Below are 19,355 nucleotides of genomic sequence, written 5' to 3' on the forward strand. Positions count from 1 at the left end.
TTTTAACTATTATGCCTCGAATGAACCCAGATGGGGGAATTGGGAATGGGGCATTGGCCCGCGCTGGGCATAGTCGAGCAAAAATCTTGTGACTATTTAACCCGAATTCAACAGTAGTTCGACATTAAACGTAAAATTTGATCGCACTTCAGATACCCCCGAGCGATCCCCGCCGTAGGGACACTCCAAGATCCCATTAGTGTCAACAACCAGGCTAAAACCCTTGATAAATCTCGGTTTTACGCCAAGTCTAGATCCCCCTAAATCCCCCTTAAGAAGGGGGACTTAAAGAGGCTTCTTGTCCCCCCTTCTTAAGGGGGGCTAGGGGGGATCTGGCTTTAACAATCAAATAGCCGTCTCTGACTTGGTTTGACGTTAAGTTGACACGAAGAAGGGCTGGCGTGCGGTGTCCCTACTACTTTCATTCTGGGCCCTAATCTTCGCCTACGACTTCCACTTCAACGCTCGTGGCTGCTTCTGCTGAATCTTCAGCGTCCGATTCTTCTGATTCTGCTGCTGCAGGAGTCAGAGAGCCTTCAGGTACGAGTTCGATTGTCCCTTTTTCTTCCAACCATTTCAGGGTTTTTTGTTTGAGCAAGTCTTCTGCTACAAATTCCTGCAACCTTTGGGGGTCAAAATCTCCTTTGGGAAACTGCTTTCTGATTTTTGCTACTTCTGCTGCTACTTCTGCTGGTTCAACAGATAAGGATTCCAGCTTGGCTACTTCTGCCAGAGCTAAATTCTGCTTGAGGCGCTCGACTGCTTCCGGGCGCGAGCGTTCCCGCATCGGGCCCATATTTTCTTCCGTAAACAGTTGGTTGATATCTATGCCGTAATTTTTCAATTGGACGGCTTGTTGATTCAACAAATAATCGATTTCGCGATCGACCATTGTTTCGGGAATTTCCACGTCTATTAGCTGCGCGAGGGCTGCTGATATAGCTTTTTCCTTATTAGCTGATATCTTGTTTTCTTGGTCTGCTTTAAACCGAGTTTCGAGCGATTCGCGCAGTTCTGCTAAAGTTTCAAACTCACTGACTTCTTGCGCGAAGTCGTCGTCCAACTCCGGCAATTCTTTTTCCTTAAGTTCTTTGAGAGTAATCGTAAATACTGCCGGTTTTCCCGCTAGTTCTTCACTACTATACTCTTCGGGGAACTGCACAGAAACTTCTCTCGTTTCTCCTGGATTCATCCCGATCATGCCTTGGATAAAGCCCGGTACAAACTGATTTTCCGACAATTCTACTTGGAAGTCTTCTGCTTCGCCACCGGGAATTTCTGCGGGAGTTTCGCCTTCGGGTGCTTCGGCAAATCTACCGGCGAAATCAACCAAAGCCGTGTCTCCCAACTGAGCCGGCCGGCCTTCTACGGGGATTAAAGTAGCTTTGTCCGATCGATATTTTGCCAGTACCTCATCTACCTGAGCCTCATCATACTTAGCTTCTTCTGCTTGAAGCTGCAAACCTGTGTACTGACCCATTTTCACTTCGGGTTGTACATCAACCTTCGCCGAAAAAATCAGAGGCTGTTCTGGATCGAACTTGGCTAGTAATTCTTCAAACTCGGTGCGAAGTTCAAAACTGCCAATTGCGGCAATTTTTTCTTGTTCGAGGGCTTTTTGCAGGGAATCATTAATCAAATTTTCCAAAGCCGTCGCCTTCAAACGAGTCTGGCCTAGGCGCTGTAGCAAAACTTGACGGGGAACTTTGCCTTTGCGGAACCCAGGAATATTAACCTCGCGAGCAAATTGTTTAATTACTTGCTCGTAAGCTTGTTTTGACTTTTCTGACGGTACTTCGATTTCCAGACCAATTTGGCTAGCTGGAAGTTTTTCCTGGGTTACTTTCATCGGCTTTTTTGATATTTAACAATAGTGTATTGACACTCCCTGACCTAAAGGACAGGGATTCTTAATTCAGCGACTGACCTTAAAATGTTGCGTCCTTTCGGCAATCCTCAAACTTTTTAACCGTAGAAATCCTACCAATTAACGAGCCTGATTCGCAGTCATCCCAGAGGGTCTATCTCCAAAAGCGTACTAGGATATTTACCTAGAGTTCGGGTATGTCCTACCCTACTTAACAAGACTAAATAGTTTGTTTCTCTGGTTAAAGGAACTGTGTTAAGCCCCTAGCTGTTTATAGAGTTTTCGCCGCTCTTTGTCCCCCGGTTTACGCGCCAAAGTGTGTCGTTAACTGTTTTTATGCACTATGGCGCAGGAGTTTAACCTAGACTACTGTAGTATACTAGAAATTTCCTGACTTTTAGGAAGGGATTTAAGAAATTAAAGCCGTCCTAGAAGGACAGGGTTTTAGACCCAATTTCCTTGATAAAATACATACAAATCTGACTTTGCCTGCATTTTAATTTTGTACGTTTTGACTCGTAACGGCACAACTACAACACCTTTACCGGATGAGACTGTAAGTCATTGCCGGCTACTTTTTTGGCTCTTGCCAAATAGTTTTGGTTTGAGGATACTAGCTTTTGCTGCTAGGAATGTGGAGGTTAAGTCCACTAATTGCCGATGCACCATAGCACATATCGCCCTGTGATGTCAATCTTGCCGGCCTCTGCGGCCAGTCAAAGTCAATGGATGCGCCTGCGAAAATGCAGATATATCGCAAAACTTAACCGGATCCGGATTGGGCGTGGGCGATCTGCAAAAGATGCTAAACTGGCATTGGGTACGATCGCACGGATCAATCGGGAAGTTCGATCGGCCGTTTCCGTTAACTGCACCATTGCTATCCTCTCATGCTCCTGATATCGCATAACATTAATTAAGTTTGATATTGAGAATTGCAGTTATTTAAATTTTTGATTTCGATCGTTTAGACTTTAATTGGTGGAGGAAACTAATTTGTCTCAATCCTATCGAGTTGCCATTTTAGGAGCTACCGGCGCAGTCGGGGCAGAGTTGCTAGAACTATTGCACAGCCGGAGTTTTCCGATTTCTAACTTGAAGCTGCTGGCTTCGGAACGTTCAGCAGGCACAACTTTGCCTTTTGGCGGTGAGATGCTGCCGGTTGAAGCAGTTTCGGCGCGATCGTTTGATAATGTAGATTTGGTCCTCGCTTCGGCAGGTGGCTCTACTTCTAAATTATGGGCTCCGCAAGCGGTGGCAGCCGGGGCGGTGGTAATTGACAATTCTAGCGCTTTCCGCATGGATGCGACCGTACCGCTAGTAGTTCCAGAAGTCAATCCCCAAGCGGCAGCAGCTCACCGAGGTATAATTGCTAATCCCAACTGCACGACTATTTTGATGGCAGTTGCCGTTTGGCCACTTCACAAAGTTAGGCCGATACAGCGCATCGTTGTAGCGACTTACCAGTCAGCCAGCGGCGCGGGGGCGAGGGCAATGGAGGAAATGAAAGATCAAGCAAGAGCAATTTTGCAGGGGGAAACGCCCAAAACAGATATATTTCCCTACCCCTTAGCATTTAATTTGTTTCCCCACAACACCCCGATTAATGATTTGGGGTATTGTGAAGAAGAGATGAAAATGGTAAACGAAACTCGGAAGATATTTGGTACGGACGAGATTAAAATTACGGCAACTTGTGTGCGGGTTCCCGTACTCCGGGCTCATTCGGAAGCGATTAATCTAGAGTTTGCAGAGCCTTTTAGCGCGATTGAGGCCAGGGAAATCTTAAAGCAGGCAAGCGGGGTTAAGCTGGTAGAAGACTGGGAAGCTAATTATTTCCCGATGCCTGCTGAAGCCAGCGGTAAGGATGAGGTGTTAGTTGGCAGGATTCGCCAAGATATTTCTCACCCCTGCGGGTTGGAGATGTGGCTGTCGGGCGATCAAATTCGCAAAGGGGCGGCTCTAAATGCGGTGCAGATAGCTGAGTTGCTGGTAGAAAAAAATTTGTTGCGAACCCAAGTGGCGGTGGCTTCAAATTAGGGGAACCCTGGCAATTGGGAAATTGAAATTGGGGATTTTAGATAAACCTTTCATCTGAAATCAAAAATTTAAAATCAAACATCAACAGTCTAAAATCGGAGAAAGTGTGGTAAAGTTTGGACGGGTTCTGACTGCAATGATTACGCCGTTTAAGGAAGACGGCAGCGTTAACTATGCGGTAGCAGAACAATTGGCAGTTCATTTAGCCGATCGCGGTACAGATAGCTTGGTAGTGTGCGGCACTACTGGCGAGTCTCCCACTATGACCTGGGATGAAGAGTACGAATTATTTCAGGTGGTACAAAAGGCGGTGGTCGGTAAGGCGTTGGTAATCGCAGGAGCCGGATCGAATTCTACTTCAGAAGCAGTAGCAGCTACCCAAAAAGCAGCTAAACTCGGGTTAGATGGTTGTTTGCAGGTCGTTCCTTATTACAACAAACCCCCGCAAGAAGGTTTATATAATCATTTTCGGGCGATCGCGCAATCTGCTCCAGAATTGCCTATAATGTTATATAACATCCCCGGTCGCACTGGTCAGAATATGTTGCCGGAGACGGTGGCTCGGTTGGCAGCAATCCCCAACATTGTGGCCGTAAAAGAAGCAAGTGGCAACTTGGATCAAGCAAGTCAAATTCGGTGCTTGACATCCCCTGAATTTGCCATTTATTCTGGAGATGATTCCCTAACTTTGCCAATGTTGGCGGTAGGAGGATCTGGTGTAGTTAGCGTAGCCAGCCATCTGGTAGGAGAGCAACTGCAACAGATGATAAAAGCTTTCGAGACCGGTCAAGTTCAAGTCGCTACCCAGATTCACTTGCAACTTTTTGACCTGTTTAAAGCTCTTTTTCTCACCACAAATCCCATTCTCGTCAAGACAGCTCTCAAACTTCAAGGCTGGGATGTAGGCTCCACCCGTCCGCCCCTGTGCGATCCGCCCGTTGAGGTAACTCAAAAGTTAAAGGACGTACTGAGTCAGTTAGCACAGGTATCAGCTAGCCAGACTAGATAGGCGAGAACGAGTTTTCAGACAACTGAATATTTAGTTGTCATCAATCATTAATCATCAGTCATTGGTTAGGAGCTATGAGTTATTAGCTGATAATTAAGAATTGCTGATTGAGGATTGGAGGCAACTGACTGTACGGGAGAGTAAAACCCCGTAGGGGAGTTTTCCACAAATATCTTGGAAAAAATCGCCCCCATCAACGAACAACAGATAAACACCTCCCAAAAAGCTTGTCTTGAACAGGCAGGATGCCTGTTCAACAGGGATTATTGGAGAGGTATAGACAGTAGGCGACAGACGACAGACAACAGTCAACAGTCAACAGTCAACAGTCAACAGTTAACAGACCAATAACAAAAATAACTAACAAAGGATACGCATGATCAAAAATACAACTGCATCTGCTCTAAAAGTTATTCCCCTCGGCGGGCTGCACGAAATCGGTAAAAACACTTGTGTGTTCGAGTACGGCGACGAAATCATTCTTTTAGATGCCGGTTTAGCGTTCCCGACAGATGGAATGCACGGCGTAAATATTGTCCTTCCAGACATGACTTACCTGCGGGAAAACAGCCACAAAATTAAAGGTATGATCGTGACTCACGGTCACGAAGACCACATAGGCGGTATCCCTTATCACCTCAAACAATTTGAAATTCCTGTCATCTACGGCCCCCGTTTGGCGATGGCTTTGCTAGCCGGAAAAATCGAAGAAGCCGGAGTGTCTCACCGCACAGAATTGAGAACGGTTCGACCCAGGGATACTGTCAGAATTGGCAAGAATTTCTTAGTCGAATACATTCGCAACACTCACTCGATGGCTGACAGTTTTACGGTGGCAATTCACACTCCCGTGGGAATTGTGATCCACACCGGAGACTTTAAAATTGACCACACTCCTGTAGACGGCGAGCATTTTGATTTGCAAAAGCTGGCGGAGTACGGCGAAAGAGGCGTGTTGTGCTTGATTAGCGATTCTACTAACTCGGAAGTTCCCGGTTTTACCGCTTCGGAAAGTTCTGTGGCGCCGAATTTAGACAGAATTATCGCTCAAGCACCGGGAAGAGTGCTGCTGACGACTTTTGCTTCGTCGGTACACCGATTGCAAATTGTTTTGGACTTGGCTAAGAAAAACAATCGGTATGTCGGAGTGGTTGGCCGGTCGATGCTTAACGTCATCGCTCACTGCCGCAATCTCGGCTACATCAAATGCGAAGATAGTATTTTCAAACCGCTGAAAGAAATCCGCAATTTGGCTGAAGACAAGGTACTGATTTTAACTACAGGTTCGCAAGGCGAACCGATGGCGGCGATGACTCGCATTGCTAACGGCGAACATCACGAACTGAAAATCAGAAAGGGCGATACTGTCATTTTCTCAGCTAATCCGATTCCCGGAAATACGATCGCAGTGGTAAACACGATCGATAAACTGATGATGCTGGGAGCACACGTGGTTTACGGCCGCGACAAAGGCATTCACGTTTCGGGTCACGGTTGTCAAGAAGACCAAAAGTTAATGATTAACATGACTCGTCCCAAGTTCTTCTTGCCAGTGCACGGGGAACACCGGATGCTGATCCAGCACTCCAAGACGGCTCAAAGCATGGGCATTCCTGCTAGCAATATGGTGATTATTGACAACGGCGATGTCGTAGAGTTGACCGAAAATTCAATGCGAGTCGCTGGTCAAGTGCCTTCAGGAATTGAATTGGTAGATGCTTCTCGATCGGGCGTTGTCAAAGCCAGCGTCCTCAAGGAACGTCAGCAGTTGGCCGGAGATGGCGTTGTAACTGTAGCGGCGGCTTTGAATTGGGAAGGCAAATTAGTTGCCAAACCAGAAGTCCACTTGAAAGGTGTAGTGACATCAGCCGATCGGGCAGAGGTGATCAAATTAATCACTCAAACCATTGAAACAGTTTTGAGCGATCGCTGGTCAGAATTTGTCAAACCCGCCACTGCTGACTCGCAAGTTGACATTGACTGGGTAGGAGTGCAAACCCAAATAGAAAAAGCAATTCAGCGAGTGATGCGCCGGGAACTGCAAAGCAATCCGTTGCTGGTATTCCTGATGCAGATTCCTGAAGAAGCAGTGCGATCGGAAAAAGCAGCAGTATCTTCAGGTGCCCTGGAAGCACCTAAGCTATTATCATCGCCATCATCGCCATCATCGCCATCATCGCCATCATCGCCACCCGTGCCATCTCCTGCCAATCAGGTGACGGGCCGGCGCCGTCCCCGGACTGCGGCAAGGGCAGCTTCTTAGGGCGATAATTCCCTGACGCACTGCGAACAAAGAAATAAGTTTTAGGTTTGTAGTGGCGCTTGGGTACCCAAGGGCCACTACAAACCTAGATTTGATTTCATAACTAGCTCTACCTCAAAAAACGTCAGTATAGATCGATGTAATATCACATCCGTTAGCATCGGAATAGTAAATTGGAGTTCACTGTTCACTGTCAACCGTCAACCGTCAACATCATTCCGGTGTAACCGGAAATGATATAACTCCTGCTATGAATTCCGGTTGTATTGGAATGATTACACCGCCTGACAGCTACTTACCAAATCCGGGATTTGGTAGGATTTTCTCGGGTAGCGAGGGAGTTGTTTTTTAACCGTAAATAAACGCAAGTGAACGCAGATAGTTATTTAAATCTATCTGCGTTCACTTGCGTTTATTTTAAAATTAATCAGCCACCAGCAACGGCAGGAACAATGCTGACTTCATCGCCATCTTGAAGGGCTGTTTTTGAGCCATCCAAAAAGCGGATGTCTTCGCTGTTGACGTAGAAGTTGAGAAATCTGCGGGGTTCTCCCTTTTCGTCGCACAGGCTTTTTTTGATGCCGGGACAATTTGTTTCCAGCGATTCAATTAGTTCGGAAATGTTATCGCCGGCGCATTCGATGGTGGCTTGATTGTTGGTAAATTTTTGCAGGGGAGTGGGAATTAAAACTTTGACGGTCATTTTTTTAGTCCTTAGTCAGTAGTCATTTATTAGTTATTAGTCCTCAGTCATTAGTCATCAGTGATCAGTCAGTAATCATCAGTCAACAACTAATGACTAATGACTACTGACTACTGACTAATAGCTGTTAAACCGAAACTTGTTGCCATTCTAAGCGTTCGAGCGTGCGGGCGCGTTCTAGGGCGCGCTCGAACGCTTCTAGTTTCGGTTCGAGGGTGATGGGTTCGCCGATGTAGCCTTGAACTGCTTCTTGCGTTTTCAAACCGTTGCCGGTGATGTAAGCGACGGTGGTTTCATCGGGATTGATTTTACCTGCTTCTACGAGTTTCTTCAAGACTGCGATTGTCGTGCCGCCTGCGGTTTCAGTGAAGATGCCTTCTGTTTCTGCTAGCAGTTTCATGCCTTCGATGATTTCGGTGTCGCTGACGGATTCAATGTTGCCGTTGGTTTTGCGGGCGATTTCCAAGGCGTACATACCGTCGGCTGGATTGCCGATCGCGATCGACTTAGCAATTGTATTCGGTTTCACCGGTTTCACGAAATCACGTTCTTCGCGGAATGCTTGGGCGATGGGGGAACAGCCGTCAGCTTGAGCGCCGCTGAACCGAACTTTCTTTTCATCAACTAAACCGACTTCGATGAATTCTTGAAAACCTTTGTAAATTTTTGTGAACAAAGAGCCGGAGGCGAGGGGAGCGACGATGTGATCCGGCAATTGCCAGCCTAGCTGTTCGGCAACTTCGTAGCCGAGGGTTTTTGAGCCTTCGGAGTAGTAGGGACGCAAGTTGATATTGACAAATCCCCAGCCATGTGTATTGGCGACTTCGCAACAGAGACGGTTAACTTGGTCGTAGTTGCCGTGAACTGCCATGACAGTTGGATTGTAAATTAGAGTGCCGAGGACTTTGCCTGCTTCTAAGTCGGAGGGGATGAAGACTACGCAGTCGAGTCCGGCGTGGGCGGCGATCGCAGCGGTGGAGTTAGCTAAATTGCCGGTGCTGGCACAGGATACCGTTGTGAAACCCAATTCTCTCGCTCTGCTGAGGGCGACTGACACCACTCTGTCTTTAAAGCTGAGAGTGGGCATATTGACGGCATCGTTTTTAATATAAAGATTTTTTAGACCGAGGCGGCGCGCCAAGCGGTGGGATTTTAATAGAGGAGTCATCCCAGTGCCGACATCGATGACGTTATCTGTAGCGACTGGTAAAAATGCGCGGTAGCGCCAGATCGAGTTGGGGCCGGCTTGGATGGTTTGGCGAGTGACGGTGCGGCGGATGGCGTCGTAGTCGTACTTGACTTCAAGCGGGCCAAAACAGCAATCGCAGACGTGCTTGGCTTGGAGTTCGTACTCTTCGCCGCATTCTTTACATTTGAGGGCTGTGAAGGTTGCTGCTGTGGATTGTGTTCTGGTGGCCTGGGTCATAGCTCAACTCTCTAGTTTTGCGATGTTTTCTTAGTCTTGTGCAAGATTAGCACGGTCAATTTAGCCCGTCAACTATACCCGACTTTTTTAGTCGGGATTGATTTTCCAGTTACTTTTCAGTTAAACAGTGGTGTATTTAACTTTGATATTTGGGCGGGCGAGACACCCAACCCGTACTCCCCACAAGGATTTGACTTGTTTTCAGGATCGGGCTGGGAATCTGGATTATCAGGCCTGCACGCGAGCCTGAGCGATCTCAAGGATGATTTGCCGACGGAATTGTTACAAAACTTAATAAATCTTTTTTGGGCTAACAATTGGGCAGTCGTGCGATCGAACACAACTACAAAAACTCGAATTTTTGATTAACCAACTTAGCCTACCCGCCACTGACGGGGGGGATGAGGACAACTTCATCGCCGTCTTGGAGGATGGTGTCGGGGGAGACGAATTCCAGGTTGAGGCCGAAGCGGGTGCGATCGCGCCATTGTTCTAATTGAGGATATTGGGCGATCGAGCTTTCGAGCACTTGAGACACTGGGGTTTCGGGAGGAAGTTCTAATGTAAGTTCCGAAACGCCGTAGGCTTCACCGAAGGCGGCGAACAGTTTAACGGTGATGGTAATCGATGAGTTAGACACGGCTGTTGAGTGCGATCGACGGTTTGGCAATTATCAACTACACCATACAATTAATTAGGAATTAGGCGCGCCGAGGCTTAAAATTAAAAGCGGCAATCTCTAGTTAAGTTTTACCTCATCAGGCAAAAAGGACAGTTGATTGCAGCAAAAAGTCTGAACAGGATTGTATAGCGAGCGCTCTCACCAACCAGGCGTTAGAAGCAGGTGGCATCTACTTAGATGCAGCTAGCTAAGGTCTAGTTTGCTGCTATTGATGCTACTGTGAGGCTAATTTTTGACGCGGCGGTATAGATACTTTACGGTAATTGTGGGAGAGTACAAAAAAGCTCGCATTAAATTTAGCAGGCAACAACGCAGACAAGGCCCTGCCAACCCCCTTATCCTGACTAAAAATCAGGTTTTCAAGTGCGGCTGGGAATTTCCTAACTCTTGTCCTGCTTAGCAAGGCTGCCGTTCTATCTAAGAAAAATACTGAAGTTAACACGATAGAGATATATATGGCAAATAACGATTTTAAAGTGCTTCAAATTATTGAAGCTAAAGGCTGGTATGCCTTTGGAAGTACAAAGCAAAGCCAGCACGTTGAGAGATGGGTAAGACCTGTAGTGTGTTGGGTTTTAATAGAAGATAAAAAAAAGCGACGGGTTGTGACAGCTACCGCTAGCTATCAGATCCAGATTGACGACAAAGAAGTCGAGTTTTTTGCCCACGAAAGCGAAATTCAAGATCTGGAGAGTCTCCCGAAGTCTGTCTCGGTATCGGAATTTCTGAAAACAGAAGATTGAGAGAAGGGCAGAAGGAGATAATTTAACAAGTTATTAATTATTCCTTAGTGATTCCTTAAACTTGCTGTCGGATTCTATTGGAATTAGAGGCAGAAGCTCTAGATTGGGGAGAGGGGAGATGAGGACAGGGAGAGAATTTATACTTTTGCTTTGCCTTCTGCATCTTGTCTCCAATGCCTCAAGTACCGCAAAAAATAAAGAGGCCGGAAGATTGCTGGCAATGCCAACACGCTTCCGACCTTGCTGAATAACAGGGTATGCATATGTTTTTAAAGTATGGCAGGCAGGCTTTTGAGATATCAAGAGGACTATTGCAATCACCCACTTTTGCTTTCAGGCTGTGTTTGCAAGGTTCATATCATTTTAGACTGAAAATTTGAAAAGTGAGAGGGGGCGAGGGTTACAGGTTAAGGATTCTAGCTGTTTATCTGTAGCGGGTGCTACAAAAAATGGTGGCATTGGCGGACGATCGCACCTTCTTCCTAAATGGTGGGCACTCAAAGCAGAAAGTTCGATCGCCCCCTGCAACTGCTGCGACTTCAAACCCCACTAGCGACAGGTTCAGGCTTCTGCTGCGGCATCCGCCGCCCCAGCAGAGCCATCCGCACGCCGCCGGCCGGCCCTAAAGTCACCCCTCGGCGTTTGGCCTGTACGGGCTTTTTCTCGGCCAATACTAGGTCGAAATCCCGCAAAATGGTTGCCAGCACCAGTTTCATCTCCAACTGCGCCAGCGCCAACCCGATACAGCGGCGGCTGCCGCCTCCAAAGGGCAAATACTCGTAAGGCGAGAATTGTCTCTCCAAAAACCGTTCCGGTTTAAATTGCAGCGGTTCTGGATACAAATCCTCCCGTCTGTGGATCAAATAAATCGAGCCGAGGACAACCGTGCCCGGTTCGAGTTGATGTCCCATCAGTTCCACGGGGGTGAGCACTTCTCGCGAAAACGTCAGCATTGCGACCGGGTAAATTCGCAGCGTCTCCTGACAAACTGCACTCAGGTAAGGTAAGCGGAAAATCTCCATCGGGTCGGGATTTTCTCCCAAACTGTCCAATTCTTGCAGCAACTTCTGGCGCACCGAGGGTAAGTTGTGAATCCAGTAAAACGCCCAAGCTAGGGCGGTTGCTGTGGTTTCGTGGCCTGCAAGCAGCAGCGTCATCAACTCGTCGCGCAATTCTTCATTGGTCATTGGTTGCCCGTTTTCGTCGCGGGCGGCCATCATTAAGCTGAGAATGTCGGTGCGGTTGGCGTCTGGTTGCAGCCTGCGTTCTTCAATTTCGGCATATATCAGATCGTCAAGTTTCTGCTTCCGCTGTTTCATGCGTCCCCAAGGACTCCAAGAACCCCAATCTTGCTGCATCCAGCCGAAAAACAGCATACTCGATCGCAACGGAGAACCAGTCATATCCAGGACTGAGGTAAGTAGGGGCTTGATCTCTTCCAACCGCGGCCCGTCATCCAGGCCGAAGACAGCTTGTAAGATTACCCGCATGGTGACTTCCTGCATGGCGCTGCGGGCCACAAAAGGTCGATCGACCGACCACTTGCTGGCAACATCTTGAGCGATATCGCAAATTAGTTGGCCGTAGTTCCGCATCCGTTCCCCGTGAAAGGGTGGCATCAATAATTGGCGCGATCGTTTGTGCCTTTCTCCTGAGAGGAGAATCATGGATTGTTCTCCCATCAAGGGTTTTAGGAGGCTGTTCAGGCGGCCTGGAGCGTGAAACGCGCTGCTGTTGAGCATCTCCTGGATAGCTTGGGGGTGGTGGAGCATCACCAATGGTTTCCCGTTGTTCACTTGAGCTGTGAAAATGTCGCCGTATTGCTTTGCACATTTATCCATGAATGTCAGGGGCTCGCTGATCCATTGAATTAGCTGCACAAGGGGTGGAGCTTTGGGGCCGTTAGGTAGTGTCATAGGAATTACCTGGGTTTGGGTCACAGGACTTAGCAGTATCAACAAATCTCAAAGGGTTTGAAGGTTTGTTCAATCCCTCCCAACCCTTATTTTTAAGGGAGAATTGCGTAAGTCCCATCTCCAATAATTTTAATAGCTTATTCTCGAACGGTACTCAAAATATCCTCTCCAAGCTCTGTAAAACGAACAGTTTTGATTTGCCAAGGAGCATAACTGGTTAAAGTTTGGCGAACGCCCCCGAATAAACCTAACATCTGACAACTCGACAGATTTTGCAATTTCTGCCGCGAATTTCCGGAGGCTCGCAGATCCACGGTAGCTATTCCGAGGTCGCGATCGAGCTTGACGCGATAACCAGCCAAACCAAGACTATCGAAAATCTCCTGCTTTAACACTTCATTAACCGCCGATGACATTAACTGGTTCTCTGGGCCTGTAACTGTTTCCGGCATCAGAGTTTGACACAAATTGTCTACCTTATAAACCGTAACGGTGGCAGTATTTTCTGAGAGGGCAGCACTGCCTAAAACTGAGGCAACAGAGTTATAAGGCTGCGTTAATTGACTCGATCGAGCCTCAATTTGATTTCCCGTTAGCTGTAGCTGTTGAAACTGATGGGCGCTTCGGGAGAGTTGGCTCTGGTTTTCGGTTGAGGTAGCTGCATCTGAGCTAGAACAACTGCTACCGCCCATCAAAATTAACCAAACGCCTAAATATCCTAACTGTTTGCAGATACGGTTCATAGTTTTTAATACTTTACTAAACGTCAGTGTATGGAGGGTAAATTTTGGTAGTAGAAAGCAGTTAGTCCCTGATCGCACTCACTTAGAAGTATTTCTAGGTATCCGTAATACGGAGATGAAAACAAGTTAAGAGTTCTGGTCAATACCTTCATTTTCATGTTCGATCAATCTGGCACAGGAAGTATTAGTCCTCATTTGTGCAACCCTGCCGTCTCCGTATCTCAGCAGATAAAGCTAGGGGCCCCGATCACACAGTGATATCAAATACCGTGTCAGTAGGTGTGATGTACCGTTGCAATTCGAGCCATTCCAAGATCTGAGGTAAAGAGCCTCTTTCCGGTTTGCGACAGTCCGAGCTGGATTAGTAGTAAAGAGGACAGAATTCCGACTGGCGCGCGCATTTTAAGCTCGGCTTCGGAGCGCTTTTTTAACAGCGCCGAAATCGCGGTTAGAGGGAATGTGCAAGTCGCGAACAATATCAAAACTTACGCATAGAGAGCAAAGAAACCGGGTTGTTTAACCAGGCATAACGGCTGCAACGAAGTGTTTTCGTAAAAAAAACTGGTTTCTGGTCAAGTCGCGAATCACATAATTCCTCAGTCAGCGGATCTTTAACGAACAGGCGTGTCAAGGGTGTTATCGCAGCATTCGGTGATTTTTGTGTCGAATCCCATCAAAAAGAGTGAGAACATCATGAAACAGCAATTATTGACAAAAGTTTTGGTGGCAACAGCGATCGCCCTCAGCGCCCTGACGGTTGCTTCTGGACCGAGTTACGGTAGGCGAGTACCGGGGGAAAATGGATTTTGGTGTAACACCTCGACCGGGGCGCCGGTGACGGTGTACAAAAACCATCAAGGTGCCGTAGAGCCTTGGATTGAGTGGACTTCCGATTATTTCTCCGGTTCTGGCTACGATCCGGCAACTCGGTGCCAATTAGTGAGTCAACGCCTCGAAATCTATCGTCGCCAACGAATGCTTAAGTACATTACTGCCGGCCAGATGAACGGCCAGAACGTCATCTGCACGGCGAATCAAGTCAATGGGCGGTGTCAAAATTTGATTTATACCCTCAGACCCGGCCAAGACCCGATCGGCTCTTTGTATAATTTGTTGGCTTGGCGCCAAGGATATGTCGGGATGCCGTCTTTTGATGAAACCAGTAAAATTCCTTACATTGATGTCAGGAAAAAGTTAGGGGAAAACACGGAGGATGAGGCGCAACAGCCCTCTTTTTCCCCGCCGTCGAGACTGCCTTAAGCGAAATCTTCTGCTTTTGGGGCGATCGAACCTATAGGGTGCTGTTGCTGGCACTTTGTGGCTTTCGACAGGGGCGATCGGACAATTGTCACGGGTGACGGCCTCCTGCACCGACCGCTGGGGACACCGATCGGGCGATCGTTCAGTTTCGCAGCGCGATCTAGTATAAAATAGCACCCGTCAGCATAGAGCCAGGAGCGGTGTCTGCTCCCGTGCTGGCAGCCGGCTTTCCTACGGGTGCTGAGGTTGGGGCTTTGGCGGTGACGCGGGCTTCGTTTCGGTGCTGCTACCCAAATCTTTGCCTCAAGGTTATAGCTTGGGCTATACAAATGAGGTTAAAATCGGTATGAGTGGCGACCCGATTTTTAATGCCAAAGGTTTCTTGGTTGGGATTAACGGTAGGGGCAAGTATCGAGATCCAAATTTTGGCGTCTATGCTTTTGAAGAGGGAAGTGAACCAACAGCGGAATTATTGGAGAAAATGGTTAAATCCAGTTGGGGAATTCCGATTAGTATATAGCAGTTCGCCTCGTTTCATCTAGGGAGTTATCGATGAATGTGTGGAGTTTGCGGTTTGACGCGCTGACAATCATCTTGACAGGTGCATTAACAGTGACGGCGGTTGTCAGCCAACAATATGCTGCCTGTGCCAAAACAGCCGAAGAAATTGCCCAGCTAGCGACATTGACAACTGTAGAAGTCAACAATACGCTGGGTTTTTTTGCTAGTGGATCGGGAGTAATTATTGCCAAACAGGGTAATATTTACACTGTTCTGACAGCTAATCATGTAGTGGCAAGCCTCGCTCAAAAATACAGCATTCGCACTCATTTGGAAAAGGATTATGCTGCGATTAGAATACAGCGCCTACCGAAAAATGACACGGATATAGACTTGGCTTTGATACAATTTCAAAGCCGAGAACAGTATCCAGTAGCACCAATGGGCGAGTCAGAACGTGCTGTTGTGGGTTCTGCTATTTACGTTTCTGGCTATCCGCTGCCAATTTCGGGATTTGAACGAAAACTTGAGTTTACTGCTGGTATCATCTCTTCTCGCTTGGGCAGCGCCTCATCAGGGTATCGTCTACGCTACCAAGCTGTAACCAGGCGCGGGATGAGCGGCGGGCCTGTATTTGATGCTGATGGCAGGGTGGTAGGAATTCACGGCCAGGGGGATACTGTTGGCACAATTAGGAGTCAGTGGAACGGTCAGATTGAGGAGATAAAAACGGGCTTGAACGCGGCAATCCCGATCGATGCTTTTAGGGAGTTGCTATCACAAAATAAGCGTAACGGCTTTGATATCCTCAGCAATCTTTCTATCAGCAGCGCCTCTGGTCAAAACCAACCGAATCAGGGTTATGGAGGATTTGTGTGCGATACCTCAACGGGCGAGCCGGTGACTGTGTATCAAAATCCGCAAGGATTCAGAGAGCCTTGGATTCGCTGGAATTCTAATTTCTTTTCTAGTTCGGGCTACGATCCTCTAACTCGCTGCCAACAAGTGACTCAGCGCCTTGAGAATTATAACCGCAATAAACAGCTAAATTATGTCACGGTGGGTATTATAAATAACCAGAAAGCGATTTGCACGACTAGCCGCGTTAATGGGCCTTGCGAAGGTTTGATCTACACGCTGCGCCGCGATCAAGATCCGACTCCTGCACTGAGCAGTTTTTTTGTTTGGCTGCGGAATCAAAAGGCTGTGCCTTCTCTTTCTGAAAGCGGTACTGTGCTTTATATCGATGTCCGGGAACGGCTGGAACAATTTTAGATTTGCGATTGGAGATTTTAGAGGGATTAGTAATGGGTAAACACAGAACCCCGATTTATTAAAAAAGTCGGGGTTCTCAAACAACTACTTATTAGCTGAAAAAGTGAGATATTTTACTTATTTATCACTGACATAATAGAACTCATGATTTTTTGGAACACGGAAGCTATAAAATTACTCTTACATTAATCCAACTCAAATTTTTCCGGTATCAAGCATGACAGCAACTACCCCGCAGGCAACGTCAACAACGCCCGCTTTTTGCGAAGGCATTCAATATTTTTCTGAAACAGTCCCTGGTTTTGATACTTATGGGAAAACACCTGCGATCGCCGAGGGGAGCAAGTCGATCGCCGATCCTGCCGATCCCGTCGCCGTCTTTCAAACAATGCTGGGAGCAGACGCCCTGCGCTACCTGACGCTGCAAGTTACCGCCAGCAAGGCATCGGGACATCCGGGGGGTTTTGCTAGCCAAGCTGAGGCTTATGCCGCTTTGGTGATGCTCGGACACAAGAACATTGTCACCGAAGTCGGCCATCACGCCCCCGGCTTTTACAGCGCCATGTTTCTCGATCGATCTTTGGAGGATATGGGAATTTTTAACGTGCAGCAAGTGCGCGATAAATTCCGAGAAAAAGACGGTTTGTTAGGACATCTTTCCGGTTTCATTCCCGGCCTTTTAGCACCGGCGGGTCCCCTCGGACAAGGGCAGCATTTCGCAATGGCTGGAGCGTTTTTGCACCGCGAAAAACTGTTTGCTTTCACAATGGGCGACGGTGGCATGGGCGAACCCTATCCGATGAGCAGCATGGGACATTTTCACACTGCTTATCCGAGCGTTACTAACTTTTTGCCTGTGTTGGTTTGGAACGGATATTCTCAGGAACATCACAGCATGGTTTCGACTAAAACTAATGCTGAAATGATTGCTTATTGGCAAGGCAACGGTTTTGAAGAAGTTATCTTAGTTGATGCTAAGGAATTTGACGATAAAAATCAACCGGAAGATTATGTAGACAGCACTGCTTTTTCGCTCGAACAGCGCATGGCATTTACCAAAGCTGTTTTACAAGGAGTTGACAAAGCGGCAAAATCTGCTCTCGGCGGCAAATTAACTGTGTTTATTATCAAACAGTTGAAAGGGGCCGGCGTCCACGCGCGCGGAGCAAAATCTCACAACCTTTATCCGAAAGATACGCTGGATGCTCCGCACATTATCAGTGCTTTAAAAGAGCGCGCTTTGACTGCTGCTGCGTGGGATTTGGTGCGGACAAATTGCGAGCGGGCCGGCGGCGGGCCGGCGGCGAAAACAGTTGTTACTGAGTTTACATTGCCGCTGGCAGATTTAGGCGAATTGCCTTTGGAAGAATTTGCAGTTGGGGGAGAACCGAAGATTTCGACAACAGCAATGGGGGTTTTGGTAGGGAAAGTGGGCGAGCGCGATCGTACTTTTCTTGTCACTAATGCTGACGGCAACGAAGCATCGGCAATTGCCAATATCAACCAAGCTCTTAAGATTATTCACCCGACGACAGATGACCTGTACAATCAGTCGCCAAACGGTCAAGTTTATGAACCTTTGAGCGAAGATGCTTGCGCTGGTTTAGCCGTAGGTTTATCGCTATTCGGAGCGCGGAGTTTGTGGTGTTCCTACGAATCTTTTGCTATTAACGGTTTACCAATTTGGCAAACTGTAACCCAAGCAATGGCAGAATTGCGCCGTCCAACTCCGGCAACTGTCACCTTATTTACAGCGGGTGCATTGGAACAAGGTCGTAACGGTTGGACGCACCAGCGGCCGGAAATAGAGGCTTATTTTGCGGCGATGATGCGGAACGGAAATGTGTTTCCTTTGTTTCCACCGGATGCTAACAGTATTCAAGCTTGTTACGAGTGGGCTTTGGCTGCTAAAAATAAGGGAGTTGTGATTACTGCAAGCAAGTCGCCACTGCCAATTCGCACTACTTTTGAACAAACTCGCCAAGGTTTGCAAGACGGTGCAATAGTGCTGCACGAAGTCGATTCCCCGCAAGCTCCCCACAATCAAGGGGGGAGCAAAAAAGTTGTGTTTGCAGTTGTCGGTGACATGACGTTAATGCCAGTGTTTGAAGCGGCAGCATTTTTGGAAACAGAAGGGATTGGAGTGCGGATTGTTTCTGTTGTGAACCCCCGGCGTTTGTACCGTCAAGGCGATGTTGCTTGGGATACTTGTTCGGAAGCTGACGGCGGCTTTTTGAGCGATGAGAAATTTGCCGAATTGTTTGGCGGAGATGCCTTGATTGGCGTGACAGGCGGTGCTTCTGGGATGTTGGAACCTGTGATGCTCCGCAGCAATTGCAAGCGGGATACTTTCGCTTGGAAGCGGGGGGAAACTACTGCTAGTGCTGGTCAGTTGATGGCGTTTAATGGGTTGACTGCTGAGGCGTTGACTAAAAGGGCGATCGAGCTAGTTCATTAAGTTAGAATGTGAGTGAATGCCCCTGCCTGGTTTGTGCTGGGTAGGGGCTAGTAATATTCAAATAGGATGGTGATACCTATGACAGCACAACTTTTAGAAGAAATAGGTACGCTTGCGGAACAGCGATTGGTTCTCCCTGGTTATTATAGTTGGGAGCAATTTGAGGCTCTCGAATCTTTGATGGCCGACTCTCCGGGTTTGCGGATAACTTATCTTGATGGGTGGATCGAGTTTATGACACTGGGTGAAGCACATGAGACAATCAGTTGTATTCTTAATTTTTTGCTACAACTCTACTTTTGTGAAATGGGAATTGAATATATTCCTGTAGGGAGTGCAACTCGCAGAGACCGGGCAAGAGATGTATCATTTGAACCAGACGAGTCTTATTACAATACTCCGGACAGTTTTTAAGCAGCCAAAGTACCATAAGACAAGACTGAAGAAAGATTAGGATGGTTTAAAATCA

The 19,355-nt window shown here is 47.5% G+C and carries 16 protein-coding genes; 10 read left to right on the top strand and 6 right to left on the bottom strand.

Translation table 11 applies throughout. The annotated features are described in order from the left end of the window. Nucleotides 1-433: 433 nt before the first annotated feature. Nucleotides 434-1,849, bottom strand: a complete 1,416-nt coding sequence (gene tig / locus QUA74_RS16825; protein WP_333331105.1) for a trigger factor — start codon at nucleotides 1,847-1,849, stop codon at nucleotides 434-436. Between the two features lie 1,014 nt (nucleotides 1,850-2,863). Here tig and QUA74_RS16830 point away from each other — a divergent pair. From QUA74_RS16830 to QUA74_RS16840, 3 genes are all read left to right on the top strand, one after another. Further along, a complete protein-coding gene (locus tag QUA74_RS16830) occupies nucleotides 2,864-3,907 on the top strand; it encodes an aspartate-semialdehyde dehydrogenase (protein WP_333331108.1) in 1,044 nt (347 codons plus the stop codon). 136 nt (nucleotides 3,908-4,043) lie between these two features. Continuing rightward, on the top strand, nucleotides 4,044-4,916 hold the full coding sequence (dapA, locus tag QUA74_RS16835) for a 4-hydroxy-tetrahydrodipicolinate synthase (RefSeq protein ID WP_333331148.1): 873 nt from the start codon (nucleotides 4,044-4,046) through the stop codon (nucleotides 4,914-4,916). 376 nt (nucleotides 4,917-5,292) lie between these two features. After that, nucleotides 5,293-7,179 (top strand): ribonuclease J, encoded by a 1,887-nt coding sequence (locus tag QUA74_RS16840; protein WP_333331111.1) that lies wholly within the window; start codon nucleotides 5,293-5,295, stop codon nucleotides 7,177-7,179. Between the two features lie 427 nt (nucleotides 7,180-7,606). Here QUA74_RS16840 and QUA74_RS16845 read toward each other — a convergent pair whose 3' ends face one another. From QUA74_RS16845 to QUA74_RS16855, 3 genes are all read right to left on the bottom strand, one after another. Continuing rightward, complete coding sequence (locus tag QUA74_RS16845; RefSeq protein ID WP_006632924.1) at nucleotides 7,607-7,882, bottom strand: MoaD/ThiS family protein; 276 nt, start codon at nucleotides 7,880-7,882, stop codon at nucleotides 7,607-7,609. Nucleotides 7,883-8,009: 127 nt separating this feature from the next. Beyond that, complete coding sequence (gene thrC / locus QUA74_RS16850; RefSeq protein WP_333331114.1) at nucleotides 8,010-9,308, bottom strand: threonine synthase; 1,299 nt, start codon at nucleotides 9,306-9,308, stop codon at nucleotides 8,010-8,012. A gap of 379 nt (nucleotides 9,309-9,687) precedes the next feature. Then, nucleotides 9,688-9,948 (bottom strand): MoaD/ThiS family protein, encoded by a 261-nt coding sequence (locus QUA74_RS16855; protein WP_015179186.1) that lies wholly within the window; start codon nucleotides 9,946-9,948, stop codon nucleotides 9,688-9,690. Between the two features lie 497 nt (nucleotides 9,949-10,445). Between QUA74_RS16855 and QUA74_RS16860 the strand changes: the two genes are divergently transcribed. Further along, nucleotides 10,446-10,733 (top strand): hypothetical protein, encoded by a 288-nt coding sequence (locus QUA74_RS16860; protein ID WP_006632921.1) that lies wholly within the window; start codon nucleotides 10,446-10,448, stop codon nucleotides 10,731-10,733. Between the two features lie 376 nt (nucleotides 10,734-11,109). Continuing rightward, nucleotides 11,110-11,286 carry a hypothetical protein gene (locus QUA74_RS16865; RefSeq protein WP_333331116.1) on the top strand — a complete coding sequence of 59 codons (177 nt, stop codon included), beginning with the start codon at nucleotides 11,110-11,112 and terminating at the stop codon, nucleotides 11,284-11,286. On the opposite strand, the gene QUA74_RS16870 is transcribed toward QUA74_RS16865, so the two are convergent. After that, the gene (locus QUA74_RS16870; protein ID WP_333331119.1) at nucleotides 11,273-12,649 is read right to left on the bottom strand and encodes a cytochrome P450; all 1,377 of its coding nucleotides are present in this window, start codon (nucleotides 12,647-12,649) and stop codon (nucleotides 11,273-11,275) included. The two genes, QUA74_RS16865 and QUA74_RS16870, sit on opposite strands and share 14 nt — an antisense overlap. 137 nt (nucleotides 12,650-12,786) lie before the next feature. Next, a complete protein-coding gene (locus QUA74_RS16875; protein WP_333331122.1) occupies nucleotides 12,787-13,392 on the bottom strand; it encodes a hypothetical protein in 606 nt (201 codons plus the stop codon). 693 nt (nucleotides 13,393-14,085) lie between these two features. Between QUA74_RS16875 and QUA74_RS16880 the strand changes: the two genes are divergently transcribed. From QUA74_RS16880 to QUA74_RS16900, 5 genes are all read left to right on the top strand, one after another. Next, nucleotides 14,086-14,652 (top strand): COP23 domain-containing protein, encoded by a 567-nt coding sequence (locus QUA74_RS16880; protein ID WP_333331125.1) that lies wholly within the window; start codon nucleotides 14,086-14,088, stop codon nucleotides 14,650-14,652. A gap of 280 nt (nucleotides 14,653-14,932) precedes the next feature. After that, nucleotides 14,933-15,172 (top strand): hypothetical protein, encoded by a 240-nt coding sequence (locus QUA74_RS16885; protein ID WP_333331128.1) that lies wholly within the window; start codon nucleotides 14,933-14,935, stop codon nucleotides 15,170-15,172. A gap of 32 nt (nucleotides 15,173-15,204) precedes the next feature. Beyond that, nucleotides 15,205-16,428, top strand: a complete 1,224-nt coding sequence (locus tag QUA74_RS16890) for a COP23 domain-containing protein (RefSeq protein ID WP_333331131.1) — start codon at nucleotides 15,205-15,207, stop codon at nucleotides 16,426-16,428. A 217-nt stretch (nucleotides 16,429-16,645) separates the two neighbouring features. Continuing rightward, nucleotides 16,646-18,886, top strand: a complete 2,241-nt coding sequence (locus QUA74_RS16895; RefSeq protein WP_333331133.1) for a phosphoketolase — start codon at nucleotides 16,646-16,648, stop codon at nucleotides 18,884-18,886. A gap of 78 nt (nucleotides 18,887-18,964) precedes the next feature. Further along, on the top strand, nucleotides 18,965-19,300 hold the full coding sequence (locus tag QUA74_RS16900) for a Uma2 family endonuclease (protein WP_333331136.1): 336 nt from the start codon (nucleotides 18,965-18,967) through the stop codon (nucleotides 19,298-19,300). Nucleotides 19,301-19,355: the final 55 nt, after the last annotated feature.

Source organism: Microcoleus sp. LAD1_D3 (genome assembly GCF_036702135.1).
GTDB lineage: Bacteria > Cyanobacteriota > Cyanobacteriia > Cyanobacteriales > Microcoleaceae > Microcoleus.